This is a genomic window from Sphingomonas mali NBRC 15500 (genome assembly GCF_001598415.1).
Lineage (GTDB): Bacteria > Pseudomonadota > Alphaproteobacteria > Sphingomonadales > Sphingomonadaceae > Sphingomonas > Sphingomonas mali.
On sequence record NZ_BCYX01000004.1, the window covers coordinates 197,383 to 221,112 of the forward strand.

Sequence of the window (23,730 nt, forward strand, 5' to 3'; positions counted from 1 at the left end):
GCCGCTCAACCCGCGAAGACGACCGTCTTGGTACCGTTTATCAGCACCCGGTCCTCGAGATGGTTGCGCACCGCGCGTGCCAACACCCGCCGCTCAATGTCGCGCCCCTTGCGGATCAGGGCCTGGGGGGAATCGGCATGGCTGATCTGTTCCACGTCCTGGGCGATGATCGGCCCTTCATCCAAGTCGGTGGTCACGTAATGCGCGGTCGCACCGATCATCTTCACGCCGCGTGCATGGGCCTGGTGATACGGTTTGGCGCCTTTGAAGCCGGGCAGGAAGCTGTGATGGATGTTGATGCAGCGCCCAGAGAGGAAAGCGGCGAGGTCGTCGGAGAGGATTTGCATGTAGCGGGCGAGCACGACCAGGTGCGCGCCACTCGCCTCGACGAGCGTTTTTATCCGCGCTTCCTGCTGCGCCTTGGTGTCGCGCGTCACCGGCAGATAGTGGAAGGGGATGTCGCCGAGTTCTCCATAGGTCTCGCGTGGATGGTTGGAGCAGATTCCGACCACGTCCATCGGTAGCTCGCCGATCCGCACCCGGTAGAGCAGGTCGACCAGGCAATGGTCGAATTTCGAGGCGAGCAGCAGCACCTTGCGGCGCTCATCGACGGGACGAAGGCTCCAGGTCATACCGTAATGATCGGCGACACCGACAAAGCTCTGGCTGACCGGCGCGGCATCAATGCCGCCCGGCAGCGTGAACATCACGCGCATGAAGAAGCGGCCGGTCTCGGTGTCCTCGAACTGTGCCGCCTCGACGATGTTCGCCAGATAGCCATAGAGATGAGCGGTCACGCTGGTCACGATACCCGGCCGGTCGGGACAGGACAGGGTCAGGATATAGGCGGGGTCCATATCGCTCTCGTTCAAAAAAGGGGGCGCTCTTCGCAGGTCAGCGGAACGTCCAGCCGCCATCGAGATAGATGGTCGAACCGGTGATGTTGCCGTTATCGAGCAGGAAGGCCGCGGCGCCCGCAGCTTCCGCCACTGTGCCGGGTCGGCCCGTCAGCGTCCGTTCGCGCCATAACGCGACCATCGGGTCACGTATCTCGTCAGGTCTGTTGCGCCATAGCTCGCTGTCGATCATGCCCGGTGAAAGGGTGTTGACGCGGAGCGGCGCCAACTCGCGCGCCAAGGCGCGGCCGAGCCCCTCGATCGCGGCGTTGCAGGCGGCATAAGCAGACGAACCGGTCGGCCGGATCGACGCGGTCCCCGCCATCAGCACGACGCCGGCGTCAGGTGCGAGCGCGGAGAGCGCGGCATGGACGGTCCAATATTGGCCCCAGAATTTCGCGTCGAACAGTGCCTTCACTGCCCCGGCCTCGCCATCGCGGAACATCGGCGTCGAATAACTCGCGCCCGGCGTGAACAGGCCCGCAAGATCGGACAGGCCGTCGAAAAAGGCCTCGCGCGAACTCTCCCGCCCGCTATCCACGACACGAGCCTCGGCGCGATCACCCAGCCGTGCGGCCGCCTCCGCGAGCCGGGCCTGGTCGCGCCCGCCGATCACCACCCTGTCCCCACGCTCGACGAGCAACCGCGCGAGCGCAAAGCCCATGCCCGACGTACCGCCGACAACCGCATAGCGCCGCACCTTGCCCATGAGCGTCTCCCGATTCCGATCAGCGTGCCGCAACCGCGCCCGTGAGCCAGTGCTCGAGGCTCGCGCGATAACTGCGGTAGAAAGCGAGGTCGAAACCCGATCCGTCGGCAGCCTGCCACAACAGGACACCGATATGGGCGATCTGGGTGGCGACCGAGGCAGCGGCACCAAAACGGTCCGGATGGAGGTCGATCGCGACGCCGGCTTGCAGCACCGTGCGCGCACCTGCGCCCGAGAGTCTCACCACGGCATAGCCCGACGACTGGTCGAACAGCGCGGCCCGGCCGTCAAGCGCGCTGGCGAGCGCCTCCGCCCAGCCGTCGCCTGCATCCTCGCTCACCAGGAACCAGCTCCCGGGGCCGGTGCCGATCGCGGCGAGGCGGTGGTCGCCATTGCATCCGGGACCATCGGGCAGATCCAGGCCCAGCGCGGCGCCGATCGCGGCGCGATCAACGCTCTTGCGGGCCTGGATGATCGCGAGGCCGAGTCCGGTCCGCTCGGTGATGGTGACGGTCTCAACCACGGACACGGCTCCCTTCCGGATCGACGAACACGGGGCTGCAGATCTCGACCAATCCTTCGGCGCCGCGCAGCGGGTCGTAGAGACGCAGGCGTTCTCCGATGCGCGTCGGACCGTTGCGGACGAAAGCGATTGCGATCCAGTGCCCGAGGCTCGGCGAGAATGTCGACGAGCTGATCCAGCCCTGGTCATCGGCAGCCCGCGGCGTGCCGAATTCCGGCATGAGATGGGCGCCCGCCGGGAGCCGGTCGGTCGAGCGGACCGGCTTGAGACCGACGAGCGTCGGGCGGTCGGGATCGGCCATGCCGGGCCGCTCGGAGAGCGCGCGTCCGATGAAGTCCTTCTTCTTCGACATCATACGCCCGAGGCCGAGGTCGGCGGCCGAGGTCTGGCCATTGAGCTCCGGGCCGGCCGCATGGCCCTTCTCGATGCGCATGAGCGTCTGCGCCTCGGTGCCATAAGGGACGATGCCATAGGGAAGACCAGCCTCGAACAGCGCTTCCATCAATGCCTTGCCGAGCAGCGCCGGCACGGCGACCTCATAGGCGCGCTCGCCCGAAAAGGAGACGCGGAAGATCCGCGCCGCCTTGCCCTGCCAGCGGAATTCGTGCGCGCCCATGAACGGCAGCGCGCTGTCGTCGAGCGACAGGTCGGAGAAGACCGTCCGAAGCACATCGCGCGAGCGCGGCCCCGCCACCGCGTAGGTCGACCATTGCTCGCTGACCGAGGCGGCCTGGACATCGAGTTCGGGCCAGATCACCTGCCGCGCGAAGTCGATATGCTGCATCACCTTGGCCGCATTGGCGGTGGTCGTCGTCAGATAGAAGCGTTCGGGGCCGAACCGCGTGACCGTGCCGTCGTCGAGCACGATACCGTCCTCGCGCAGCATCACGCCGTAACGGGCCTTGCCGAGCGGCAGCGTCGACATCGTGTTGATATAGAGACGGTCGAGCAGCAGGCCCGCGTCGGGTCCGTGCACCTCGATCTTGCCCAAGGTCGACACGTCGCAAACCCCGACCCCGCTGCGCACCGCGACCGCCTCGCGTCGCACGGTCTCGCTCCAATCGTGCTCGCCAGGCCGGGCGAACCAGCGTGGGCGTCGCCACAAACCCGCATCGACGAAGGTGGCCCCACGCGCGACTGCCCAATCATGTGCGGCAGTGAGACGGACCGGACGGTAATCGGCTTCGCGGTGGTGCCCGGCCAACGCACCGATGGCAACCGGCAGATAGGGCGGTCGCGCCATGATCGTACCGGCCTGCGCGATGCTCTTGCCAGTCGCGGCAGCGAGCAGGGCATGGCCGTTCACCTGGCTGGTCTTCCCCTGATCCGTCGCCATCCCGAGCGTCGTGTAGCGCTTGAGATGCTCGACCGAGACAAAACCCTCCCGCGCTGCCAGACCGATATCGGCGTCAGTGACATCGTGCTGGAAGTCGACGAACGCCTTCGCCTTGCCACCCGGCACATGCCACAGCGGCGCCGCCCCGGTATCCTCCTCGGTGCTTCGCCAGACAGGAGGCGTCGGCGTGGTGCGGCCAAGTGCGGTGACGGCGGCGATACCGGCGTCCGCGCCATCGCGCAGGGCATCGGCAAGGCCGAACCGACCGGCGGCAGCGCCCGCGGCACGCAATCCTGGAGGAGCTCGATCGATCAGGAAGGTCGCGAGCGCATCGGACCAGACCGGCCTTGCCCCGAGATTGCTGGCGATGCCGATCGACGGATTCCAGCCGCCGCTCACACCGAGCAGATCGACCTCGATGCGGCGGGTGCGGCCATCGGCGCGCACGACCGTGATCGCCTTTAGGTTACGACCATGCGTTTCGCGCACCATCGCACCGCCAAGGCAGTCGACCCCGGCCCGCATCAAGGTTTCGGCACCCGCCGGCAGATCCGGCCGCGGATCGATCACCGCGGCGAGATCGACGCCGGCCGCGACGAGGTCGGCAGCGGCCTGCCAGCCGCTATCGGTTGTGGTGAAAATCGCAGCGCGCCGGCCCGGAGCGGCAGCGAAACGGTTCACATAGGTGGAAATGGCCGACGCCATCATCACGCCGGGCCGATCGTTGCCGGCAAAGACCAGCGGCCGCTCGATGGCGCCTGCGGTGAGCACCGCCTGCCGTGCCTCGATCTTCCATAACCGCTGACGGGGCTTTGCGCCGCCAGCGACGGGCTGATCGGCGAGCCGCTCGACCGCGCCATATTCGCAGCCGTCATAGACACCGAAGACCAGCGTGCGCGCCAGCAGCGTCACATTGGGAAGTGCTCGCAACTCTTCTTCCACCGCCCCGGCCCATTCGGGACCGGACTGGCCATCGATCCGCTGCCGTTCGGAAAGAAGCCGCCCCCCGAACCGCGCGTCCTCATTCGCCAGGATGACGCGCAGCCCCGCCCGGCCTGCGACCAATGCTGCCGCGAGCCCCGCCGGACCACCGCCGATCACCAGCAGATCGCAAAAGCCATGCATCCGGTCATAGCTGTCCGGATCGGGGCGTCCGCTCAACGCGCCAAGCCCTGCCGCGCGGCGGATCGCTGGTTCGTAGAGCTTCTCCCAGAAGCTCTTCGGCCACATGAAGGTCTTGTAGTAGAAGCCCGCGACAAAGATCGGCGCAAACAGCTGGTTAACCGACAGGACGTCGAGCGCGAGGCTGGGCCAGCGGTTCTGGCTAACCGCTTCCATGCCCTCGTGGAGCCAAGCCGTCGTTGCACGCGTGTTCGGTTCGGCATAGGCGCCGGCGCCGATCGTCACGATCCCGTTGGGTTCCTCGCCACCGGCAGTGAGCAAGCCGCGTCTGCGGTGATATTTGAACGAGCGGCCAACCAGCCGAACATCGTTCGCCACCAAGGCCGATGCGAGCGTGTCACCCTCGAACCCTTGATAGGCACGGCCATCGAAAGTGAAGCCGAGTGGGCGGCCGCGGTCGATCAGGCCGCCTTTTGCCAACCGGCTCATCGCACGAACTCCTGCGCGATCGCGGCAGCGCTGATCTCATGGGTCCGGGTGTCGCGCGTCACCACCAGCCAGGCGCGACACCCCGCGGCGTGATACCAATGCTCGCTAATCGGCCCGGCGGGGTTGTCGCGCAGATAGACATAATCATGGAAGGCGGCCACCGGCGCGTCGGCTGCCGGCCGCACGGGCGCGGCATCGCTCCGATACGAGAATTCGCTCGAGTCGCGGTTGCCGCAATAGGGACAGGGAATACGCATCCTCAGGCGTCCTCAATGCAAATTGGGTTGAGGGCCCTGGCCCTTTTCGTCGATGATGCGGCCGGTGGCGAACCGGTCGAGGCGATAGGCTGTCGCCACCTCGTGCGGGCGGTCGGTGGCCAGCAGATGGGCGAAGCACCAGCCCGAGGCGGGGGTCGCCTTGAACCCGCCGTAACACCAGCCGGCATTGACATAGAGGCCGTCGACCGGTGCGCGGTCGATGATCGGCGAACCGTCCATCGACATATCCATGATGCCGCCCCAGCTACGTAGCAGGCGCGCGCGACCGATCATCGGCATGAGCGCCATCGCGCTCTCGCAGGTATCCTCCACGATCGGGAGATTCCCGCGCTGGGCATAGCTGTTATAGCCGTCGACATCGCCGCCGAAGACGAGCCCGCCCTTGTCCGACTGGCTGATGTAGAAATGCGCGGCGCCGAAGGTGATGACGCCAGGAATGACCGGCTTGAGTGCCTCGGAGACGAACGCCTGCAGGACGTGGCTCTCGATCGGGAGTCGGAGCCCGGCCATTCCGGCGACCCTGGACGAGTTGCCCGCGACCGCGATCCCGACCTTCCCCGCGCGAATGGCCCCTCGCGTCGTCTCGACGCCGGTGACAGCACCGCGCGCATCGCGCAGGAAGCCCAACACCTCGCAATTCTGGATGATGTCGACGCCACGCCCCGATGCCGCGCGGGCATAGCCCCAGGCGACCGCGTCGTGCCGCGCCGAACCACCTCGGCGCTGGAGGAGCCCTCCTTCGATCGGAAAGCGCGCGCTATCGAAATTGAGGAACGGTGCCAGTTTGCGCACGGCGTCCCGATCGAGCAGTTCGGCATCCGAACCATGGAGCAGCATGGCATTGCCGCGCCGCGCCGCAGCGTCGCGCTGCGCATCGGAATGGAAGAGGTTGAGCACCCCCCGCTGGCTCATCATGGCGTTGTAGTTGAGGTCCTGCTCAAGCCCCTCCCAGAGCCGGAGCGACCATTCGTAGAAGGGCTCGTTACCCTCGAGCAGATAGTTGGCCCGGACGATCGTCGTATTGCGGCCGACATTGCCGCCGCCGATCCAGCCCTTCTCGATCACGGCGACGTTGGTGATCCCATGGACGCTGGCGAGATAATGCGCCGTCGCAAGACCATGTCCGCCACCGCCGACGATGATGATGTCATACGCCTCGCGCGGCGCGGCATCACGCCAGGCCGGCTGCCATTTCTTGTGCCCTGACAAGGCATTACGCATCAAGCTCGCGATAGAATATCGGGTCATGCTGATTGATGGATCCCCCGCTCGGCAACTGCCTGCGGGTCATAGTGACGGTGAGAATGGTGGCCGTTTGGTCCTGGCGGACGTCGGCGTGGCGTGCGCCGACGTTCTTGCGCGATTCACGCGGCGCCGGATTGGGCGTCCCAGGTCTGCTCGGCGATACGCAGGAAGTTGGTCCCGTAGACCGCGCGGATATCGGCTTCCGAATAGCCCCTGCGCAGCAGCAACTCGGTGATCTCCGGCAACTGGTCGGGACTCATATAGGCGAAGGTGCCCGTATAATGTTGCGCCGGCCATGTCTCGGGCGAGCGCGAATAGGCCCCCGGCTTGAAGGTGTAGTCGATCCCCATGCCGACATGATCGATGCCGACCCGTTCGACGGCCATATCGATCGCGCGCACGAAGCTCTCCGACCTCGCGGCGGGGTCGCCCATGAAGCGACCGACCCCGGTCACGCCAACGAGGCCGCCCCTGGCCGCGACGGCGATCATTTGCCCGTCGGTGATGTTGCGGGGATGATCGGTGTGCGCCTTGGGGTTGGAATGCGAGAAGACCACGGGAAGCGATGAGGCCTCCATGATCTCCATCGTCGTGCGCTCGCCGGTATGAGAGAGGTCGAGCAGAACCCCGAGGCGATTGCATTCGCGGACCAGGTCCCGTCCGAAATCGGTCAGTCCCTGATCGTCATCCTGGCAACCGCCGCCCGCCTCGTTGTTGAGATTGTAGACGAAATGCATCTGCCGCACGCCCATGCGGCGGTAGAGCTGCAGCATCGACAATTGTCCGCCCAGCGCCACCGCTCCTTCAAGGTCGAACGCGATCGCCATCTTCCCGTCGTTTTTGGCGCGCAGGATGTCGGCAGTGTTCTCGACCAGCACGAAACGCTCCGGACGGGCCGCGAACCAGTGACGATAGGCCGCGACGGTCCGGATCGCGAATTCCCAGGGATGGATGTCGAAGCCGACATTGACCGACAGGAAGTCGACGTGATTGCGTTCCCAGATGCGCAATTCGTCGAGCGTCTGGTCGGGCTTGCTGGTGAAGCCGCCATGGGCGTCCCACACCAGGGCATCCTCGAGCAGGGCCCGCGCGCGCGCGGGAATATCGTCGCCATCGTCCCGCAGGCTGGGCGCCGTCTGTGTCTCGGCCATCATTTGCTCCTTCGCTTTGCGGTCAGATCGTTGAGGGTCACGCGGCCTGCCGCGACGGCGCATCCGTCGCCCCATAGTCGCGCATCGCCCCTTCCCGGGTGACGAGGCCCAGCCGGATGTCCTCTTCGATCGCGTCGCGCGACCGGGCGGCGGGGTCGCCATAGCCCGACCCGCCCGATAGCGTGACCTCGACCACGTGATCGGCCTCGGTCAGGATGAGGAGGTTGCCGGTGCCGCAGTCGCGCAATGTCGCGCCCTGTGCATCTAGCACGCGGCCGGCGCCCGGCGCGCCGGGCCGCCCGCCGAACAGGCCTTCCTGTTCGACCGTATCGGGGAAGAACGACACCTGCGTCTCGAGCCCGTCGCCGTGGAGCTTGCGAAAGCGCATGCGCTGGCCGAGGCCACCGCGATATTCGCCGGCACCGCCCGAATCCGCGACATAGTTCTTCTCGAGCACGAGCACCGGCACCCGGGCCTCGAACAGCTCGGTCGACGTGTTGGCCGCCGACGTCGGATAGAGGAGCCCCGATTTGCCGTCGCCATGCGCGGAAGCGCCCTGCCCGCCGCCGGCAAAGAAGATCTCGGCATAGATCTGACCCTGCGCGTCCAGACCATAGAGCCGCGGATTGACGGCCACCCCGGTAAAGGCCTGAACGCCATCGGGAACCGCGCCGGCCAGGGCACGAAACATCGCCGGCGCGATATACCAGCCGGTGCGCGTGCGCTGGCTCACCGGCGCCGGCCGGGTGCAGTTGAGGATCGATCCCTCCGGCGCCTTCACGCGGATCGGACGATAGTCGCCGGCGTTGCCGCGCACGTCCGGCGTGAGCAGGCATTTGAGCGGGTAGGTTGCCTGGGCAGCGGTGTAGTTCAGCGTCGAATTGAATGCGCCCTGCTTGAGCTGCGGTGGTGCGCCTTCGAAGTCCACCTCGATCGTGTCGCCCGATACTTCGAGGCGAACCGGGATGCGCAGCGGCCCGTCGACCGGGTTGGTGTAGGCGTCGGCCTCATAGACACCGTCCGGCAGTCGGCGGATCGCATCCCGCATCGCGCGCTCCGAGCGACCCTGAACGACTGCCGTCAGCGCGCGCAAGTCGGCCATGCCGTAATCCTGCATGAACGCGAGAAGGCGTTTCGCACCGATCTCGTTGGCCGCGAGCAGCGCATGGATATCGCCGATCACCTCGTCGGGATTGCGGACGTTCTCGCCCAGCAACCGGAACAGGGTTTCGTTAGGACGTCCTCCCTCGATGAGCTTCATCGGCGGGATCTGGAACCCCTCCTCGAAGATCTCGCGCGTCGCACGGACATTCTTGGTGCCGCCGATATCGGAGACATGCGCAACGGTCGCCGCGAGACCGACCACGACATCGTCGCGGAACACCGGGGTGACCACGGCAATATCGAACAGGTGCCCGGCGCACAGCCAGGGATCGTTGGTGATCAGGACGTCACCCGGCTTGAGGGTGTGCGACGGATAGACATCGAGCAGCGCCTTGACGCCACGCGGCAATGCCAAGTTGAACAAGGGCATGGCGCGGGGTGAATGGGCGATGGGCTCGCCCTCGGGATCAAGCAGCTCGCAGGCGAAATCCTGTGCGTCCGAGATGACCAGCGAGAAGGCGGTGCGACAGACCGTCGACCACATCTCCTCGGCCACCGTGACCAAGCGGCTCCACATGATTTCGAGCGCAATCGGATCGGCTTCGATCCGCTCCATCGCTTCGGCAAGCGGCATGTCGGCCGTGATCAATGCGCGAGCCGCGCTGCTCGCCGCCACCGTGATCCGAAGGTCGAGGCCCTCGTCGACGGTGAAGCGGTCGCCGGGCGCGATCACGGTGGTCGCCTCGCGCTCCTCGATGATCGCGGGGCCGGCAAAGCTGTCGCCGGCGGCAAGCGCGTAGCGATCGTACACCTCGGTCTCGACATAGCCATCGCCGAAATAGGCAGGCCGACGCCCCTTGGTCTTGTGGCGGATATCGCCCCCGCCCGCCGCGCCGCTCAGCGACAAGGCCGGCGTCGGGCCTATTACGCGAACGCGGAAATTGATCGCTTCGATACGGGCTTCCTCGAACACCGCTGTGTACCGCGCCGAATAGACCCGGGTGAAAGCTGCACGGATAGCCCCGAGGTCAGCCTCGGCGATGATCCCGCCCGGCAGCGGCACTGAGATGTCATGGGTCTGACCGATCAATCGCATGTCGGCTGATCGCTCGACAAGGAGCGCGGCATCCTCGACGCCCGCCTCGTGCAATCGCTGGCGCCCCTCCTTTTCCATCTCGGCCAGAACGGCATTGGCGGCCGCAGCATCGAAGCCCGGCGCGAATTCGATCGGGCGCGAGCGCACCATCTCATAGGAGAGCGGCGCGGTAAGAAAACCGAGCGCCGATGCGGCACCTGAGGCCGGCGGCACGATGACCTCGGTCACGCCGAGCACCCGCGCGACATCGCAGACATGGGCCGGTCCGGCGCCGCCGAACCCGACCATCGCATAATGGCGCGGATCGAGCCCCTTCTCGACAAGATGGACGCGGGCCGCGGCCGCCATGCTTTCGACCACCACCTTGTGGATGCCCCAGGCTGCCTCTGCAGGGGCGAGGCCGAGCGGGGCCGCAAGCGACGCCACCGCGGTCTCGGCGGCATCGCGGTCGAGGGCCATCCGGCCACCCAGGAAGAAGCCGGGATCGTAATAGCCGAGCACAAGGTTTGCGTCGGTGACGGTCGGTTGCGTGCCGCCCAGCCCGTAACAGGCCGGCCCCGGATCCGACGCCGCCGAATGCGGGCCGACCTTGAGCAGCCCGACCTCGTCGATCGCTGCGATCGAGCCGCCGCCCGCTCCAATCTCGATCAGGTCCACGGTCGGCGTCTTGATCGGCAGGCCCGATCCCTTGGCGAAACGATGGACGCGACCGGCCTCGAGCATCGGCGCGATATCGACCCGCCCCGCCCCGATCAGCGCGGCTTTGGCGGTGGTCCCGCCCATGTCGAAGGCGATCACTTCCTGCTTGCCGGCAAGCTGGCCGAACAGGGCGGTGGCGAGCGCGCCGCCGGCCGGCCCGGATTCGAGCAGGCGGATCGGGAAGGCCTTGGCGGTCTCGAGAGACACCAACCCGCCAGCCGAATGCATGAGGTAGAGCGATCCGGCGAACCCCCGGGCGGCGAGCGTGCCCTGCAGCTTGTCCAGATAGCGCGCCATCAACGGCTGGACATAGGCGTTGGCGCAGGTGGTGACCCCACGCTCATATTCGCCGATCTCGGACACGACCTCGCTCGATAGCGACACCGCAAGGTCCGGGAATTCAGCACGCGCGATCTCCCCGATGATCCGCTCGTGCTCGGCATTACGATAGGCATGCAGCAAGACGACCGCGACCGCTTCGGCACCCGCTGCGGCCAGTTCACCAAGGCAGGCCCGCACCGCGTCTCGATCGAGCGGCTGCACGATGGCGCCGTCGCGGTCGATCCGTTCGTCGACCTCGAGCCTGAGATCGCGCGACGCCATCGGCTCGGGAAACCGGAGGAACAGATCATAGATGTCGTACCGCTGCTCCCGCCCCATTTCGAGCGAATCGCGAAAGCCCCGCGTCGTGATCAGGCCGAGCTTGGCCCCCTTGCGCTCGATCACCGCATTGGTGACGAGCGTCGTGCCGTGGACGATCTCGCCGACGTCCTCGAGGCCGATCTCTGCCATCGCCACCAGCTCGCCGAGCCCCGCGAGCGCAGCCTCTGACGGGTCATGCGGGGTGGTCAGCCGCTTGTGCAGACGCACGCTACCCGCGTCGCCGTCGTAGAGCACGAAATCGGTAAAGGTGCCGCCGATGTCGAAACCGATGCGCCAGCGATTGTTCTCGCGGGCGGCGGGGCTGCTGGTCACGAAATCTCTCCTCTGAGAATGGTGCGCCCGTCAGGCGCTGTAGCGGGAGGTTGGGGAATGGTGCGGCCGATCAGGCCGCGCTGCCGATCGATCCTGAAGGCGAGCGAGACGATCATCGCCCCGCTCAAGATCAAGAGGGCGAAGCCGAGATATTGGAGCCAGTCGAGTCCTGTACCCTGGTCGGGGGCCGAGCGGAGCAAGAGCCCGACACCGGCCGGCCCGATCGCATAGGCGATGTTGCCCATGACATAGGACAGGGCATTGAGCCGACCGGTCGGGTCGAGACGCGAGAGCAGGCCGAGCTGATTGGGGAAGCCACCGAGCCAGGCGAAGACGTAGAGCCATGCCGCGACCATGAAGGCGATCGGGTTGCCGGTCCACGTCATCAGGATGGCCACGGCGACCACCTGGAGCGACACGAAGCAGGCGAGCGGGCGGAATGAGCCGAAACGATTGCCGATCACGAGAGAGATGCTGGCACCCGCAAGCCCGAAGAGGTTGGCGCTCCCCAGCACCCGCGTGCGGTCATCGAACGCGAGACCTGCGTGCTCGCCGAACTGCCCCATGAAGGGCCAGAACCCGCCGATGCCGAGATACCAGAGCAGGAAGGCCAGCATCACGAAGGCAGTGAGCGCGACGCCGACGGCCGCAGTTCCTTTCTCCACGCGATGTGCGCCTCGCGGATCCACATCCGGAAACCAGCGCAAGCCAAGCAGCGCGAGCGGTCCGGTGACGGCGAGCGTCAGGAACAGGGCATGCGGACCGAGCAGCGCTTTGGTGTCGGGCAGAAAATAGGCGTTGAGCGATGACAGCAGCAGGTAGCTGACCGTGTAGAAGCCTGTCGCGCGCTGCGGATTGGTCATTGCCGCAACGCCCTGCCCCATCCGGCCAAGGGTGAAGCCATGGCCCAGCCCGGCGACGATCTGCCAGGCGAACAGCGCAGGCGCCGTGTTCGACATCGCCGTCCCGACATCGCCGATAAAGATCGCAGCCAACGCCGCGGCGAGCGGTAGGCGCCCACCCACCAGCGTCGATAGGATGACACCGAGGGTGGCGGCGATCATCTCGACGCTCAGCAGATAGCCAGCGACCGGCGCCGACATGCCGAAATCGTGGACGTAGGTGCCGATGATGATCGCCTTGACCGACGAGATCGCGATCCCGGCGATTCCAACCAGGACGATCGCGAGATAGGCAAGCGCCTGTCGCCGGCCGCCAGGCGCGCTCGTTGCCGTGCCGTGCATCATGATGACCGTCTCCATCGCCAGGGCGACGCTCGACGGCGACGATAGCCCTGGGCATCGAGGTAAGCGAGCCGGCGGGCGTTACCCCGCCCGCCGGTCGCGGGTGCCAGCGGCCGCCCGGGTCGAATCTCGACGACCGCCGCCACCTTGGACATCAGAAGTTGAACCGTACTTCGACGCCGTAGCTGCGCGGATCGGTGGGATAGATCACGCGGTACGGGGTCGTTGCCGATGCCTGGAGCTGCGGCTCCTGGGTGTTGGTCAGGTTCGAGCCCACGAAATAGACGCCGAACTGGGGTTTCTCCACGCCGATGCGCAGGTTGAGATATTGCTTGGCCGGCACGCGCTGCGTGTTGAAGGTGAAGAGATATTGGGCCGAGTGAAAGGAGAAATCTCCGCGGGCATTGAGCGACCAATCGCCCACGAGCGACTGATTGAACTGTGCGCCGATCGCACCGCTCCAGCGCGGCGACTTCGGAGACTCCGTCCCTCCGGCAACTTTGGCATCAAGATATGCGAGATTGCCGTTGAGCGTGAAGCCCGGCAGCACACGGACGGTCGTCTCGAGCTCGGCGCCGTTGATCGTCGTCTTGGGGATGGTGACCGGCACGCGGAACGGCGGCGTATTGGTGGTCGCGGACAATTGCTGGTCCGAATAGTCGATATGGAAGCCGGCCAGATTGACCAGCAGGTGCCGATCGAACCATTCGGTCTTGAGGCCGCCTTCATAATTGGTCGTGTGCTCGGGGATCGCATATTGTCCGGCGTTGAAATAGCCGGCGCGGAAGCCCCGCGAGACGGTCGCATAAACCATCTTGGTGTCGTCGATCCGATAGCTGATCTGCGCCTTTGGCTGGAACGCGCGCGTGTCCTCGCGCTGGGTGTTCTCGAGCGTCCCGGTCGGGCTCGTCACCTGAAGGATTTGCGTGAACGCCGCATCCTTATAGGACGTGTTGCGATAGATCTGGCGGTCGTAGCGCGCGTTCACCGTCAGCTCGAACCGGCCGAACTTGCCGGACAATTGGCCATAGACTCCCCACCAATCGTCCTTCTTACGATTGACGGTGAGATTGGTCGGCACCTGGCCGACCGTACCGGCGACCTGATTGTAGCCGCCCGAGATGCTGTCGACGCTGCGCCAGAAGCCCGACCCGCCAACCATCCAGCTGATCGGTCCGCTGCCGCGCGAGGACAGGCGGAGGTCCTGATAATAGGAGTCGATGTTGTCCGAGCCATATTGGAAGCGCTCGATTACCTGCCCGGTCTTGGCGGCATCGCCAAAGGCTCGGGTATTGCCCAGGCAGATCTCGCCACCAAGGCCATCGGGCGCTGGGAAGCCGGGATTGTTGACGTCGTCATAGCAGGCGCTGCCGAAGCCCGTTTGCCGGGTCTGGCTGTAGGCGGAAATCGACGTCAGCGAGACGCCGCCGATGTCCCAGTTGAGCCGTCCGGAGAACCGGGCGAAGTTGCGTGTCTGCACGCCGGGAACACGGCGGGCGATGACCGGATCGTCGGTGTTGATGACGCTGCTGATGTTGCCGGTGACCGAACCGCGCCCCTGGAAAGCGTATCCACCCTTCTGGTCGTCATAGCTCGCCTTCAGGTCGGCCTCGAAATTAGAAGTCGGGTCGAGGATCAACCGACCCTCGATCTGCTTGCGATTGTGGAAGTCCAGGTGGAGGCCGTTGGTCTGGCTGTCGATGCGGCCGTTATCGTCGCGGAAATTGCCCGAGACGCGGAGCAGGACTTTATCGGGCACCAGCGCGCCGGCGACCGCGGCCTGGGCCTGAAGATCGCTGCCATTGCCGAAATACAGCCTGCCCGAGGTCGTCCAATCGTCGGTCGGGCGCTTGGTGATGACATTGATCGCGCCTGCGATCGCGCCCGAGCCGTAGAGCGCGCTCTGCGGTCCGCGCAGCACTTCGATACGCTCGACGTCGCCGAGCGAGCCCGAGGTGAGCGCGTCGCCGGAATCGTTGGGAACACCATCGACAATGATCGACACCGAGGGGAAACCTCCCTGAGCCGAGCCGATGCCGCGGGTGCGGATGTCGAAATAATTGCCCGAGAAAGCGCCGCCGTTGCGGAAATTCAACCCCGGGGTGAGCCGGGCGACATCGGCGATGGTGCGAACGTTGGCATTGGCGATCATCTGCGCGGGCAATGCGCTGATCGAATCCGGGACCACCTGAAGGCTCTCGCTGCGGCGGCGCGCCGTCACGGTAATATCGGGAATGGCATCCTGCGGCGTCGCCTCCTGGGACGATGCTGCCTGCGGATCGCTGGCCGGCACCGGAGCGGGCGCGCTTTGCGCAAGGACGGGCGTCGCACCGCAGCAGAGCGCCGCGCCTAGCGCAATCTGTGACGCTCGCATCAATGTGGGATTCATGGCTTTCCCCCTGAACGATGTTGTTATGGCATCGTCAGGCTAGGTCGCTCGGAGAGAATGATTTGTCCCCAGCCGACACAAATTTGCAAGATTCGCTCAAGCTCACCGGTCCTGGGCCATGGCTGGAACCGGCCCCCCACGGTCAGGCGCTTCCCCGCTTGCGCCGCAGCCAGGCGAGCCGATGAGCGCTGGGCGGGCTCCCGAACTGTCCGCGATAGGATTTGGAGAAGGTGCTGGCGCTGTTGAAGCCGGTGGCGATCGCGACCTCGGTTAAGGTGAGCGAGGTCTGGAGGACCAATTGGCGTGCACGCTCGAGTCGGAGCTTGAGATAATAAGCGCTGAGCGGCAACCCGACCTGGGCGAGGAAGAGCCGGTCGAGCTGGCGTTCCGACACACCGGCCACCTGTGCCAGTTCGGCGCGTGACAGTGGGTCCTCGAGTGCCGCCTCCATCCGTTCAAGCGCACGAATGAGGCCGGGATGGTTGACCCCCATCCGGATCTGGAACGACAGACGCTGGGGTTTCTGCCCCTCACGGATATCGGTGTGAAGGAACCATTCGCTGACGCCGACGGCGAGCTGTTCGCCATGCACATCCCGAATGATCGCGTGCATCATGTCGAGCGGTGACATGCCTCCCGCCGACGTCATGATCGGGCCATCGATCTCGTAGAGCGAGCGATGCACGTCGACCTCGGGAAATTCCTCGCGGAACGCCGAAGCATAGGCCCAGTGCAGGGTCACCCGCCGCCGCTGTAGCAACCCGGCACGCGCCAGGAGGAAGGCGCCGCCGCCCATCGCGCCCATCCGCGCGCCCCGCGCGGCCTGGCTGCGGAGCCAGGCCAGGACATGGCTGTCGCGGAACTCACCGCCCTCGTCGCTCGCGCAGACGAAGACATAGTCATGGCCGGCCGGGCCAAGTTCGCCATCGCAGCGAATCTCGACAAGATTGGAGGCCGCCGCAGAACCGGCCGCCGGGCTCATATGCTCCCAGCGGTAGAGCTGGCGGCCCGCGATCTGATTGGCGGCACGAAGCGATTCGATGGCAGTCACATACGCCAGCATCGAGAAACCCGGGATCAGCAGGAATGCGACACTCGCAGCCTGAACGTCTTCCTCTACCCGCTGTTCGGATGGCGCGCTGCGATCGTGCCCCTCGTCCATCTCAGTCATCGTCCACGCCTGCACACGATAAATAATGTGTCACGAATCCCCCCGAATTCAATCATCCGTCCCACGCGCTTCCTGGTCGCATCGTCACGCGATGGGACGGCCCCCATCCTCGCGTGCGACGCGCATGGTCCGCTGGATGTCTGCCTGCTGCAAGCGGCAACGCCGACGCTTGGGCAAAGCGGCGTCATTGCAGACGAGGAAAATCATGAACGACGTTCGTACCGATATCGACAGCATGGGGCCCGTGGCCCTCCCCGCAACCGCGCTCTACGGCCCCGGTGCCGCCAGAGCGCGCCAGAATTTCGCCATCTCCGGACGCACCATCGGGGACTTCCCGGCATTCGTTCTCGGCCTTGCGACGGTCAAGGCGGCCTCCGCGCTCGCCAATCGTGACATCGGTCAGATCGCTCCAGATGTCGCCGACGCAATCGTTCGGGCGACCGACGAACTGGCCGCGCAGCGGCTCAACAGCGATCTCGTGGTGGACATGTTCGAAGGGTCTGGCGGGACCTCGATCAACATGAACATCAACGAAGTGCTGGCCAACCGTGCCGCGCAACTCCTCGGCGGAGAGATCGGAATCTATGACCGCGTCCATCCCAATGATCATGTCAATCGCTGCCAGTCGACCAACGATGTGATCCCGAGCGCGATCAAGGTGGGCTGCCGGCAATCGCTCAGCGAGTTGGTTACTGAGCTCGTCGCGCTCGAAGCCGCCTTTGTCGAACGCGCGCAGACCTTCCGGTCGGTGCTGCGGGTCGGCCGCACCTGCCTGCAGGACGCGCAGCCGATGACGCTTGGCCAGTCGTTCGGCGCGCATGCCGTGCTGACGCGACGGTTGGTGGAGGCGTTGCGCGCGCGCGCCGACGAGCTTTTGACATTGCCTATCGGCGCGACCGCGATCGGAACCGGGTTTGGATCCGCGCCGGGCTACAAACGCGCTTTCTTTCATCACTTGTCTCAGCGCACGGGAGACAATTTCGCAAAAGCCGACAACCTGTTCGACGCGCTCGCGAACGCCGATGTCTTCACGCGGCTGTCGGGCGAACTGCGCACAGCAGCGACCTCGATCGCCAAGATCGCGAACGACTTGATCCTGTTGTCCTCCGGACCGGCGGCGGGTTTCGCCGAACTGGCGCTGCCGATGCTCCAGCCGGGATCCTCGATCATGCCCGGGAAGGTGAATCCCGTCGTACCGATGGCTATCTGCCAGTTGGGCTTCACGCTTGCCGGCTATGACGTGGTGATCGCCGCCGCAGCGCAACAGGGCCAACTCGAAATCAATCCCTATGAACCGATCATCGCCTTTCACCTGTTTGAAGGCATGCGGATCCTGACCAACGGGTTGAGGCTGTTCAGAGAGCGTTGCATCACCGGGATCGAGCCGAACATAAGCCGTATGGAGCAGCTCCTCCACCAATCGAGCGCGATCGCGACGGCCTTGTTGCCCAGCATCGGTTATGACGAGACGTCCCACCTCGTACAGCGGGCGGCTGCCGAAGGCCGGACGTTCACCGAGTTGGCCATTGCCGAGGGCCATTTGCGCAAGGAGCAGGTTGACGTATTGATCGGGATGGCGATCAACCCGCACGATTGATCGGCGCGGGCGGCGGACTTCTCGCGGTGCGACCTCGGGCAGGGCATGTCTTTTCCGACGAGCCATCCCCGCAGGTTGCGCGCCCGAGATGGGATTGTCCCATGCGCTTTGCGCATGCTCGATCGGCGATTTTATCATGGCGCCGCTTTTTTTGGCACGGCGCGCGTCGAACCGCCGCGCCGGCACCGTTCGCGCCGCGCATACCCACCACCACGCGGCGGAGACTGGCTCCGGCCATATCTCAACCGACTTGTCCCGACCTGCGTGGCCCGACCTTGAGGACATGACTCGAATATTGCGATATTTCAGGGGGATGCCAGTGCGCCCTGATGCCGCCTCCGCTCGTGTCGCGATCGTATGCCACGAAGCACGACCATCTCAATCCCCTTTCATGCTGCATCGCAGCACTCCCATTCGGGCAAATATGCAATCACAAATCAAACTGCCAATAAAGTAGGCAATTCCGTCGGAACTGCCTACAAAAATGGCAAATGCCGAGGCATGATTTCTACTTAGCAGGTGCACAATCTGAAATCGACCAAAACGGCAACTAATTGCTTTCCGGGCTATGGCTGGCTGGTTACGTTTCCATGACATCGAAGGATGCGCATGATTTGGGGAAACGCCGTGCCCAACAGATCGCCGTACCGATTTATTCGAAACACTATTGCGCTGACCGCGCTTGCCGCATCTTTAGCCAGTTGTGGTCAACAGTCCGATTCCGCGATGATCTCCATCGGTATCGGAACCCAGGACGCGACGACGAACACCGCAATCGCCGGGATCGTGATCCGAAAACTGGGCCTCCTCGAAAAATATCTGCCTCATGACGGCAAATATGCCGGCAAGAAAATTACCGTTTCATGGGAGAACTTCACGTCGGGGCCGCCGATCACCAACGGTATGATCGCCGGCAAGCTCCAACTCGGTGTGATGGGCGACTATCCGCTGATCGTGAACGGTTACACATTTGCCCAGTCGCGCGAAGGACAGTCGCGGCTGATAGCCGTCGCCGCGTATAATCTGGCCGGGTCTGGCAACGGCGTAGTCGTGAACAGCCGCTCGGCTTATTACGCACTGGCCGATCTAAAAGGTCAGGTCGTCAGCGTGCCGTTCGGCTCGGCCGCCCACGGCATGCTGTTGCGCGCGCTCAAACGCAACGGCTTGCCCGCCGACTATCTGCAGGTCGTCAACCAGGCACCCGAGGTTGGTTCCACCAACCTGGAACAACAGAAGATCGGCGGCCATGCAGATTTCGTCCCCTACCCCGAACTGCTGCCGCATCGCGGATTTGCCCGTAAGATCTTCGATGGCGCGCAAATCGGCGTCCCGACATTCCACGGCGTCGTCGTCCGCGACGATTTCGCTAAAGCCTATCCCGAAATCGTCGATGCCTATCTGAAGGCGATGATGGACGCCGCGGACTGGGTACGCGCCGATCCGAAGCGCGCCGCCGAAAAGATCTCGGAATGGACCGGGGTCGATAAGGAAGTGGTCTATATCTATCTCGGGCCCGGCGGCATCATGACGATGGACCCGACGATCAAGCCGCAGTTGGTCGCGGCCGCCCGCGAGGACGTGAAGACCTTGCAGGAGATCGGGAAGGTGACGACCTTCGATGTCGGCGCCTGGCTCGACGACAGCTATTTGCGGAAGGTCTTCGCCGCCCGCGGCCGCTCCTATGAGCAACAGACAGGGACGACGGCCAATTACGAGGTCGGCGGCTACGATCGCTTCTGCAACAAGCCGGTGACCGTGCCGCGCGAGGCCGGCGAGATCTGGCTGACCGGCGGCGCGATCACACCCCATGCGGATACGCGATGCACGATCGATGCCTATAACGCGCTTCGCAAGCGCGGACAGGCGATCGACGTGGCATATGTCTTCGACAAGGTGCGCGGTATCAAGCTCTTCGCCGATCAGGCCTTTTATGCCCAGGCAGCCAATGGTGATCTGGCCGCATTCATGCTGAAGCCCGATGCCGATGCCTTCGCGCGGCGCGTTGGAGGCCAAAGCCTCACCTTCGCCGCCTTGACCACGCAGGGTCAGCCCGGAGCGGGACGATGAAGCCGGCAGGATTGCCTCGCGACTGGCAGGCGGACGTCGTTGTCCTCGCCAATCGCACGCCAGCGGAGCCGCTGACCATCGAGACGCCACCACCCCCTCCACCGGGACCGACCCTCGCTGTGCGCGCGCGCCGCTGGCTCGACCTCAACCGCCAGCGTCTGATCGATACTGTCATCGGTGCGGGCGCGGTGCTCGTGGCTCTCATCGGCTGGCATTTGCTCAGCGCCAACCATGTCGATCTCTATGTGCGTTTCGAGAATGTCCCCTCGCCGGGCCAGGTGCTCGACGCGACGAGCCGTCAGTTCTCGAGCGGCGCGTTCCTGGTCCACGTCCTGGCGAGTTGCCGCCGTATCTTCATCGGGTTCGCGCTCGCCGCGCTCGTTGCGATCCCGACCGGTCTGGTCATGGGCCGGTATCGGCTCGCACGCGCGATCGTCTTTCCGCTAGCCGAGATATTCCGGCCGATACCCGCCATCGCCTGGGTGCCGATCTCCATCATGCTATGGCCGACAAGCGAGGAATCGATCCTGTTCATCACCTTCATCGGGTCTTTCTTCCCGATCCTCGTCAACACGTTGCATGGCGTCGATGCGATCGATCCGGTCCTGGTTCGCGCGGCGCGTTGTCTCGGGGCGGGCGAGATCACCATCTTCAGGGAAGTGTATCTGCAAAGCGCATTGCCACAGATCTTCACCGGCCTGACGGTCGGCATGGGGGTTGCCTGGATTTCGCTGATCGCCGCCGAGATGATCTCGGGCCAATATGGCATCGGCTATTTCACCTGGCAGGCTTATTCGCTGGTCGACTATCCCAATATCGTTCTCGGAATGATCAGCATCGGCGCGCTGGGGCTGTTTTCAAGCGGCCTCATCCGCTTCCTCGGCAAACTCCTCATGCCCTGGAGGGCCGGGCGATGATCGATGATCCGGTATCGATGAGCGTGGATCAGACCCCCACCGAACAGCCGCGAGGCCATATCCGGGTGGAAGGTTTCGGCCTGCGTTATCCGACCCTCGAGGGGGAGGTCGAAGCTGTCCACAATGTCTCGCTCCACGTCCGGCCTGGGGAATTCGTCTCGATCCTCGGTCCCTCGGGATGCGGCAAATCGACCCTCCTCAATGCCCTTGCCGGCTTCCTCACACCGAGCAGCGGATCGGTCACCGTCGATGACGAACCGATCCGCGGGCCCGGTGCCGACCGGGGCATGATCTTCCAGCATTATTCGCTTTTCCCCTGGATGACGGTCCGCCAGAATGTGGAATTCGGCCTCAAGATGAAGGGCAAGGACCGGAGCACGCGCGCGCTCGCTGCGCGCACCCTGCTCGGATTGACGGGCCTTTCGGACTTCGAGGATCAATATCCCGACCGCCTGTCGGGCGGCATGAAGCAGCGTGTCGGCATCGTCCGCGCTCTGGCCACGGGGCCCCGCATCCTCCTCCTCGACGAACCGTTCGGGGCCCTCGATGCGCAGACCCGGTTGATCATGCAGCAGATCCTCACGAACATCTGGCAGCAGCTCAAGATCTCCGTGCTGTTCGTCACCCATGATATCGACGAGGCGATTTTCCTTTCCGACCGGGTCTATGTCATGTCGGCCAAGCCGGGCGGCATCAAGGCGGAGGTCAGGATCGAACTCGATCGTCCGCGCGAACCATCGATAAGCAACACAGCAGAGTTCGTCGCCCTGAGGGCGAGACTCATGCAATTGATACGGGAAGAGAGTCTGAAGGCCTTGGGCGGCGAGCTGAACGCAGACGCGCTCAAGGGAGTATCCATCAATCTAGCTGGACGGGACTTTTCTCAGATCGTCTGACCCCATCGCGGGCGGCCGGTCGCCCGCGAACGTCGGATCGAGGCCCAGGACATGTGCACCGCGCCGGTTCGCGCGCGGCGGACGGCATCTCATGCCGACCGCCGTCCGACCCACCATGCCTGCCCGAAAACGGAAGTTCCGTCCCCTAGGCGACCGACGCCGGACGGCGTCATCACGTCGAGAAAGGGATCGAGATGAGACACTGCATCTTCCTGTTCCTCGCGAGCACCGCCCTGGTGCCGCTCGCCTGCCAGCCCGCTGTTGCGCAAAGCAGTACCAGCGCGCAGGAAAATGCGCTCGAGGCCAAGATCGAGGCCCTCAACGCCCGCATCGCCGCGCTCGAAGCGCAATTGGCCCCGCAGCAGGGCGAACCCTCTCGAGCGCAGCCCCTATCCATTGCCACGAGCTCGGCCGCACCGACCATACCCACCGCCGCCTCCGCACCAGCCGCGAACCGACGGAAGCTCACCGTGAGCTTCAGCGGCTTCTTCGAAGCCGCGACCATCTACCGTTCGCACAATGTGGCCGCCGACATCGCGTCCAACTACGCACGCATCCCGTTTGCCAATGATCGCGCGGCGCACACCGGCGAAATGCGCTTTTCAGGACGGCAGAGCAGGCTTGGCATTCTGGTATCGGGCGATGTCGACACCAAGACGCACGGCTTCATCTTCGGCGACTTCGATCTGCAAGGGGCCGCGGTCAACGCCAATTCGGTGCAGGCGAACGGCTATAACCCAAGGCTGCGGCAACTCTACATCCAGCTCCATCTCGATCGGCCTGGGCTGGATATCATGGCCGGCCAGGCCTGGTCGCTGATCACGCCCAATGCGACCGGCATCGCGTTACGCAGCGAAGTCGTGCCGCCGAGCATCGATGCCCAATTCATCCCAGGCTATGCTTGGGCGCGCCAGCCCCAGATCCGCGTCACCAAACGGATCACGCCGGAACTATGGGGCGCGATCTCTCTTGAAAATCCACAGACCGTGAGCGCGGTGCCGTTCCTGCCGGGTGGTGTGACGCTCAGCAACAGCCAGGCTCCGACCAGCGGCTTCGGCACGAACAGCTATTCCCTGAACAAATATCCCGATGTTATCGGCAAGCTCGCTTGGGATGGCCGACCCCACGGCCGCTCGTTCCATATCGAAGCGATCGCCGTTCTTCGAGCGGCCAACGCGCGCGCTACCGTGACTTCTGCGCCCGGATCACAGGCGCAACTGCTCGGACTGGTTCCCGGCAGCTCGAACACCGTCTCCTGGATGGCCGGTGGCGGCGGCAACCTTTCCGTCCAGCTGATCCCGAAGCGGCTCGACCTCTATGGTTCGCTTCTGTTTGGGAACGGCATTGGCCGGTACGGGACCACGGGAATGCCCGACGTCACCGTGCGGCCGGACGGCCGCCTCGTCGGTCTGCCCGCGACCATGTGGCTCGCCGGAGCGACGCTTCACCTTACGACGCGGTTCGACCTGTATGGGTTCATGGGCAAGGAAACAGTGCGCGGCAGGGTGTTCCGCTCCGCAGCATTGCCATCCGCCGACTTCGGTTATGGCGTCCTCGGCCAGATCGACAATAGTGGCTGCACCATCGAAGGCGGGGCGTGTGCCGCCTTGACCCGCTCGATCGAGCAGGTCGCCTTGGGTGGCTGGTTCAAGGCGTTCAAAGGCGACTTCGGCCGCGTCCAGTTCGGTGTCGAATATTCGACCACATTGCGCAGGACATTTGCCGACGGCGCCGGTGTCGCGCCGCGCGGCGCCCAACAGACCGTCCTCACCAGTATTCGTTACCTGCCGTTCTGATCGTGGCATACCGGCTCCTCCGCCCGGCTC

Annotated in this window: 16 protein-coding genes; 5 read left to right on the forward strand and 11 right to left on the reverse strand. The window is 64.8% G+C overall.

The features are described 5' to 3' along the window. Positions 1–5 precede the first annotated feature (5 nt). The 11 genes from purU to SMA01S_RS05910 form a co-directional block, all read right to left on the reverse strand. Positions 6–857: a formyltetrahydrofolate deformylase gene (purU, locus tag SMA01S_RS05860; protein WP_066819133.1), complete on the reverse strand. Its 852-nt coding sequence runs from the start codon at positions 855–857 to the stop codon at positions 6–8. A 37-nt stretch (positions 858–894) separates the two neighbouring features. Next, the gene (locus tag SMA01S_RS05865) at positions 895–1,605 is read right to left on the reverse strand and encodes an SDR family oxidoreductase (RefSeq protein ID WP_066819135.1); all 711 of its coding nucleotides are present in this window, start codon (positions 1,603–1,605) and stop codon (positions 895–897) included. A gap of 19 nt (positions 1,606–1,624) precedes the next feature. Next, positions 1,625–2,128, reverse strand: a complete 504-nt coding sequence (locus tag SMA01S_RS05870) for a sarcosine oxidase subunit gamma (protein ID WP_066819137.1) — start codon at positions 2,126–2,128, stop codon at positions 1,625–1,627. After that, entirely contained in the window at positions 2,121–5,075 is a 2,955-nt protein-coding gene (locus SMA01S_RS05875; protein ID WP_066819148.1) for a sarcosine oxidase subunit alpha family protein, read from the reverse strand. Before SMA01S_RS05875 ends, SMA01S_RS05870 begins: the two co-directional genes overlap by 8 nt. Then, on the reverse strand, positions 5,072–5,332 hold the full coding sequence (locus tag SMA01S_RS05880) for a sarcosine oxidase subunit delta (protein ID WP_066819151.1): 261 nt from the start codon (positions 5,330–5,332) through the stop codon (positions 5,072–5,074). Before SMA01S_RS05880 ends, SMA01S_RS05875 begins: the two co-directional genes overlap by 4 nt. Before the next feature lie 12 nt (positions 5,333–5,344). After that, a complete protein-coding gene (locus SMA01S_RS05885; protein ID WP_066819154.1) occupies positions 5,345–6,601 on the reverse strand; it encodes a sarcosine oxidase subunit beta family protein in 1,257 nt (418 codons plus the stop codon). A 116-nt stretch (positions 6,602–6,717) separates the two neighbouring features. Then, the gene (locus tag SMA01S_RS05890) at positions 6,718–7,749 is read right to left on the reverse strand and encodes a dipeptidase (protein WP_169804196.1); all 1,032 of its coding nucleotides are present in this window, start codon (positions 7,747–7,749) and stop codon (positions 6,718–6,720) included. Between the two features lie 37 nt (positions 7,750–7,786). After that, a complete protein-coding gene (locus SMA01S_RS05895; protein ID WP_066819165.1) occupies positions 7,787–11,623 on the reverse strand; it encodes a hydantoinase B/oxoprolinase family protein in 3,837 nt (1,278 codons plus the stop codon). Next, positions 11,620–12,885 carry an MFS transporter gene (locus SMA01S_RS05900; protein WP_066819168.1) on the reverse strand — a complete coding sequence of 422 codons (1,266 nt, stop codon included), beginning with the start codon at positions 12,883–12,885 and terminating at the stop codon, positions 11,620–11,622. The genes SMA01S_RS05895 and SMA01S_RS05900 overlap by 4 nt, the downstream gene beginning before the upstream one ends. Positions 12,886–13,021: 136 nt before the next feature. After that, a complete protein-coding gene (locus SMA01S_RS05905) occupies positions 13,022–15,256 on the reverse strand; it encodes a TonB-dependent receptor (RefSeq protein ID WP_066819171.1) in 2,235 nt (744 codons plus the stop codon). 142 nt (positions 15,257–15,398) lie between these two features. Further along, entirely contained in the window at positions 15,399–16,427 is a 1,029-nt protein-coding gene (locus SMA01S_RS05910) for a GlxA family transcriptional regulator (protein WP_157093824.1), read from the reverse strand. A 205-nt stretch (positions 16,428–16,632) separates the two neighbouring features. On the opposite strand from SMA01S_RS05910, the gene SMA01S_RS05915 reads away from it, so the two are divergent. The 5 genes from SMA01S_RS05915 to SMA01S_RS05935 all read left to right on the forward strand — a co-directional run bounded on the left by SMA01S_RS05915 (position 16,633) and on the right by SMA01S_RS05935 (position 23,700). Then, a complete protein-coding gene (locus SMA01S_RS05915; RefSeq protein ID WP_066819176.1) occupies positions 16,633–18,024 on the forward strand; it encodes an aspartate ammonia-lyase in 1,392 nt (463 codons plus the stop codon). A 726-nt stretch (positions 18,025–18,750) separates the two neighbouring features. Further along, entirely contained in the window at positions 18,751–20,091 is a 1,341-nt protein-coding gene (locus SMA01S_RS05920) for an ABC transporter substrate-binding protein (protein WP_218016843.1), read from the forward strand. Then, positions 20,088–21,008 (forward strand): ABC transporter permease, encoded by a 921-nt coding sequence (locus SMA01S_RS05925; RefSeq protein WP_084250117.1) that lies wholly within the window; start codon positions 20,088–20,090, stop codon positions 21,006–21,008. Before SMA01S_RS05920 ends, SMA01S_RS05925 begins: the two co-directional genes overlap by 4 nt. Beyond that, a complete protein-coding gene (locus tag SMA01S_RS05930; RefSeq protein WP_218016844.1) occupies positions 21,005–21,904 on the forward strand; it encodes an ABC transporter ATP-binding protein in 900 nt (299 codons plus the stop codon). Before SMA01S_RS05925 ends, SMA01S_RS05930 begins: the two co-directional genes overlap by 4 nt. Before the next feature lie 194 nt (positions 21,905–22,098). After that, entirely contained in the window at positions 22,099–23,700 is a 1,602-nt protein-coding gene (locus SMA01S_RS05935; RefSeq protein WP_066819178.1) for an ABC transporter C-terminal domain-containing protein, read from the forward strand. Positions 23,701–23,730: the final 30 nt, after the last annotated feature.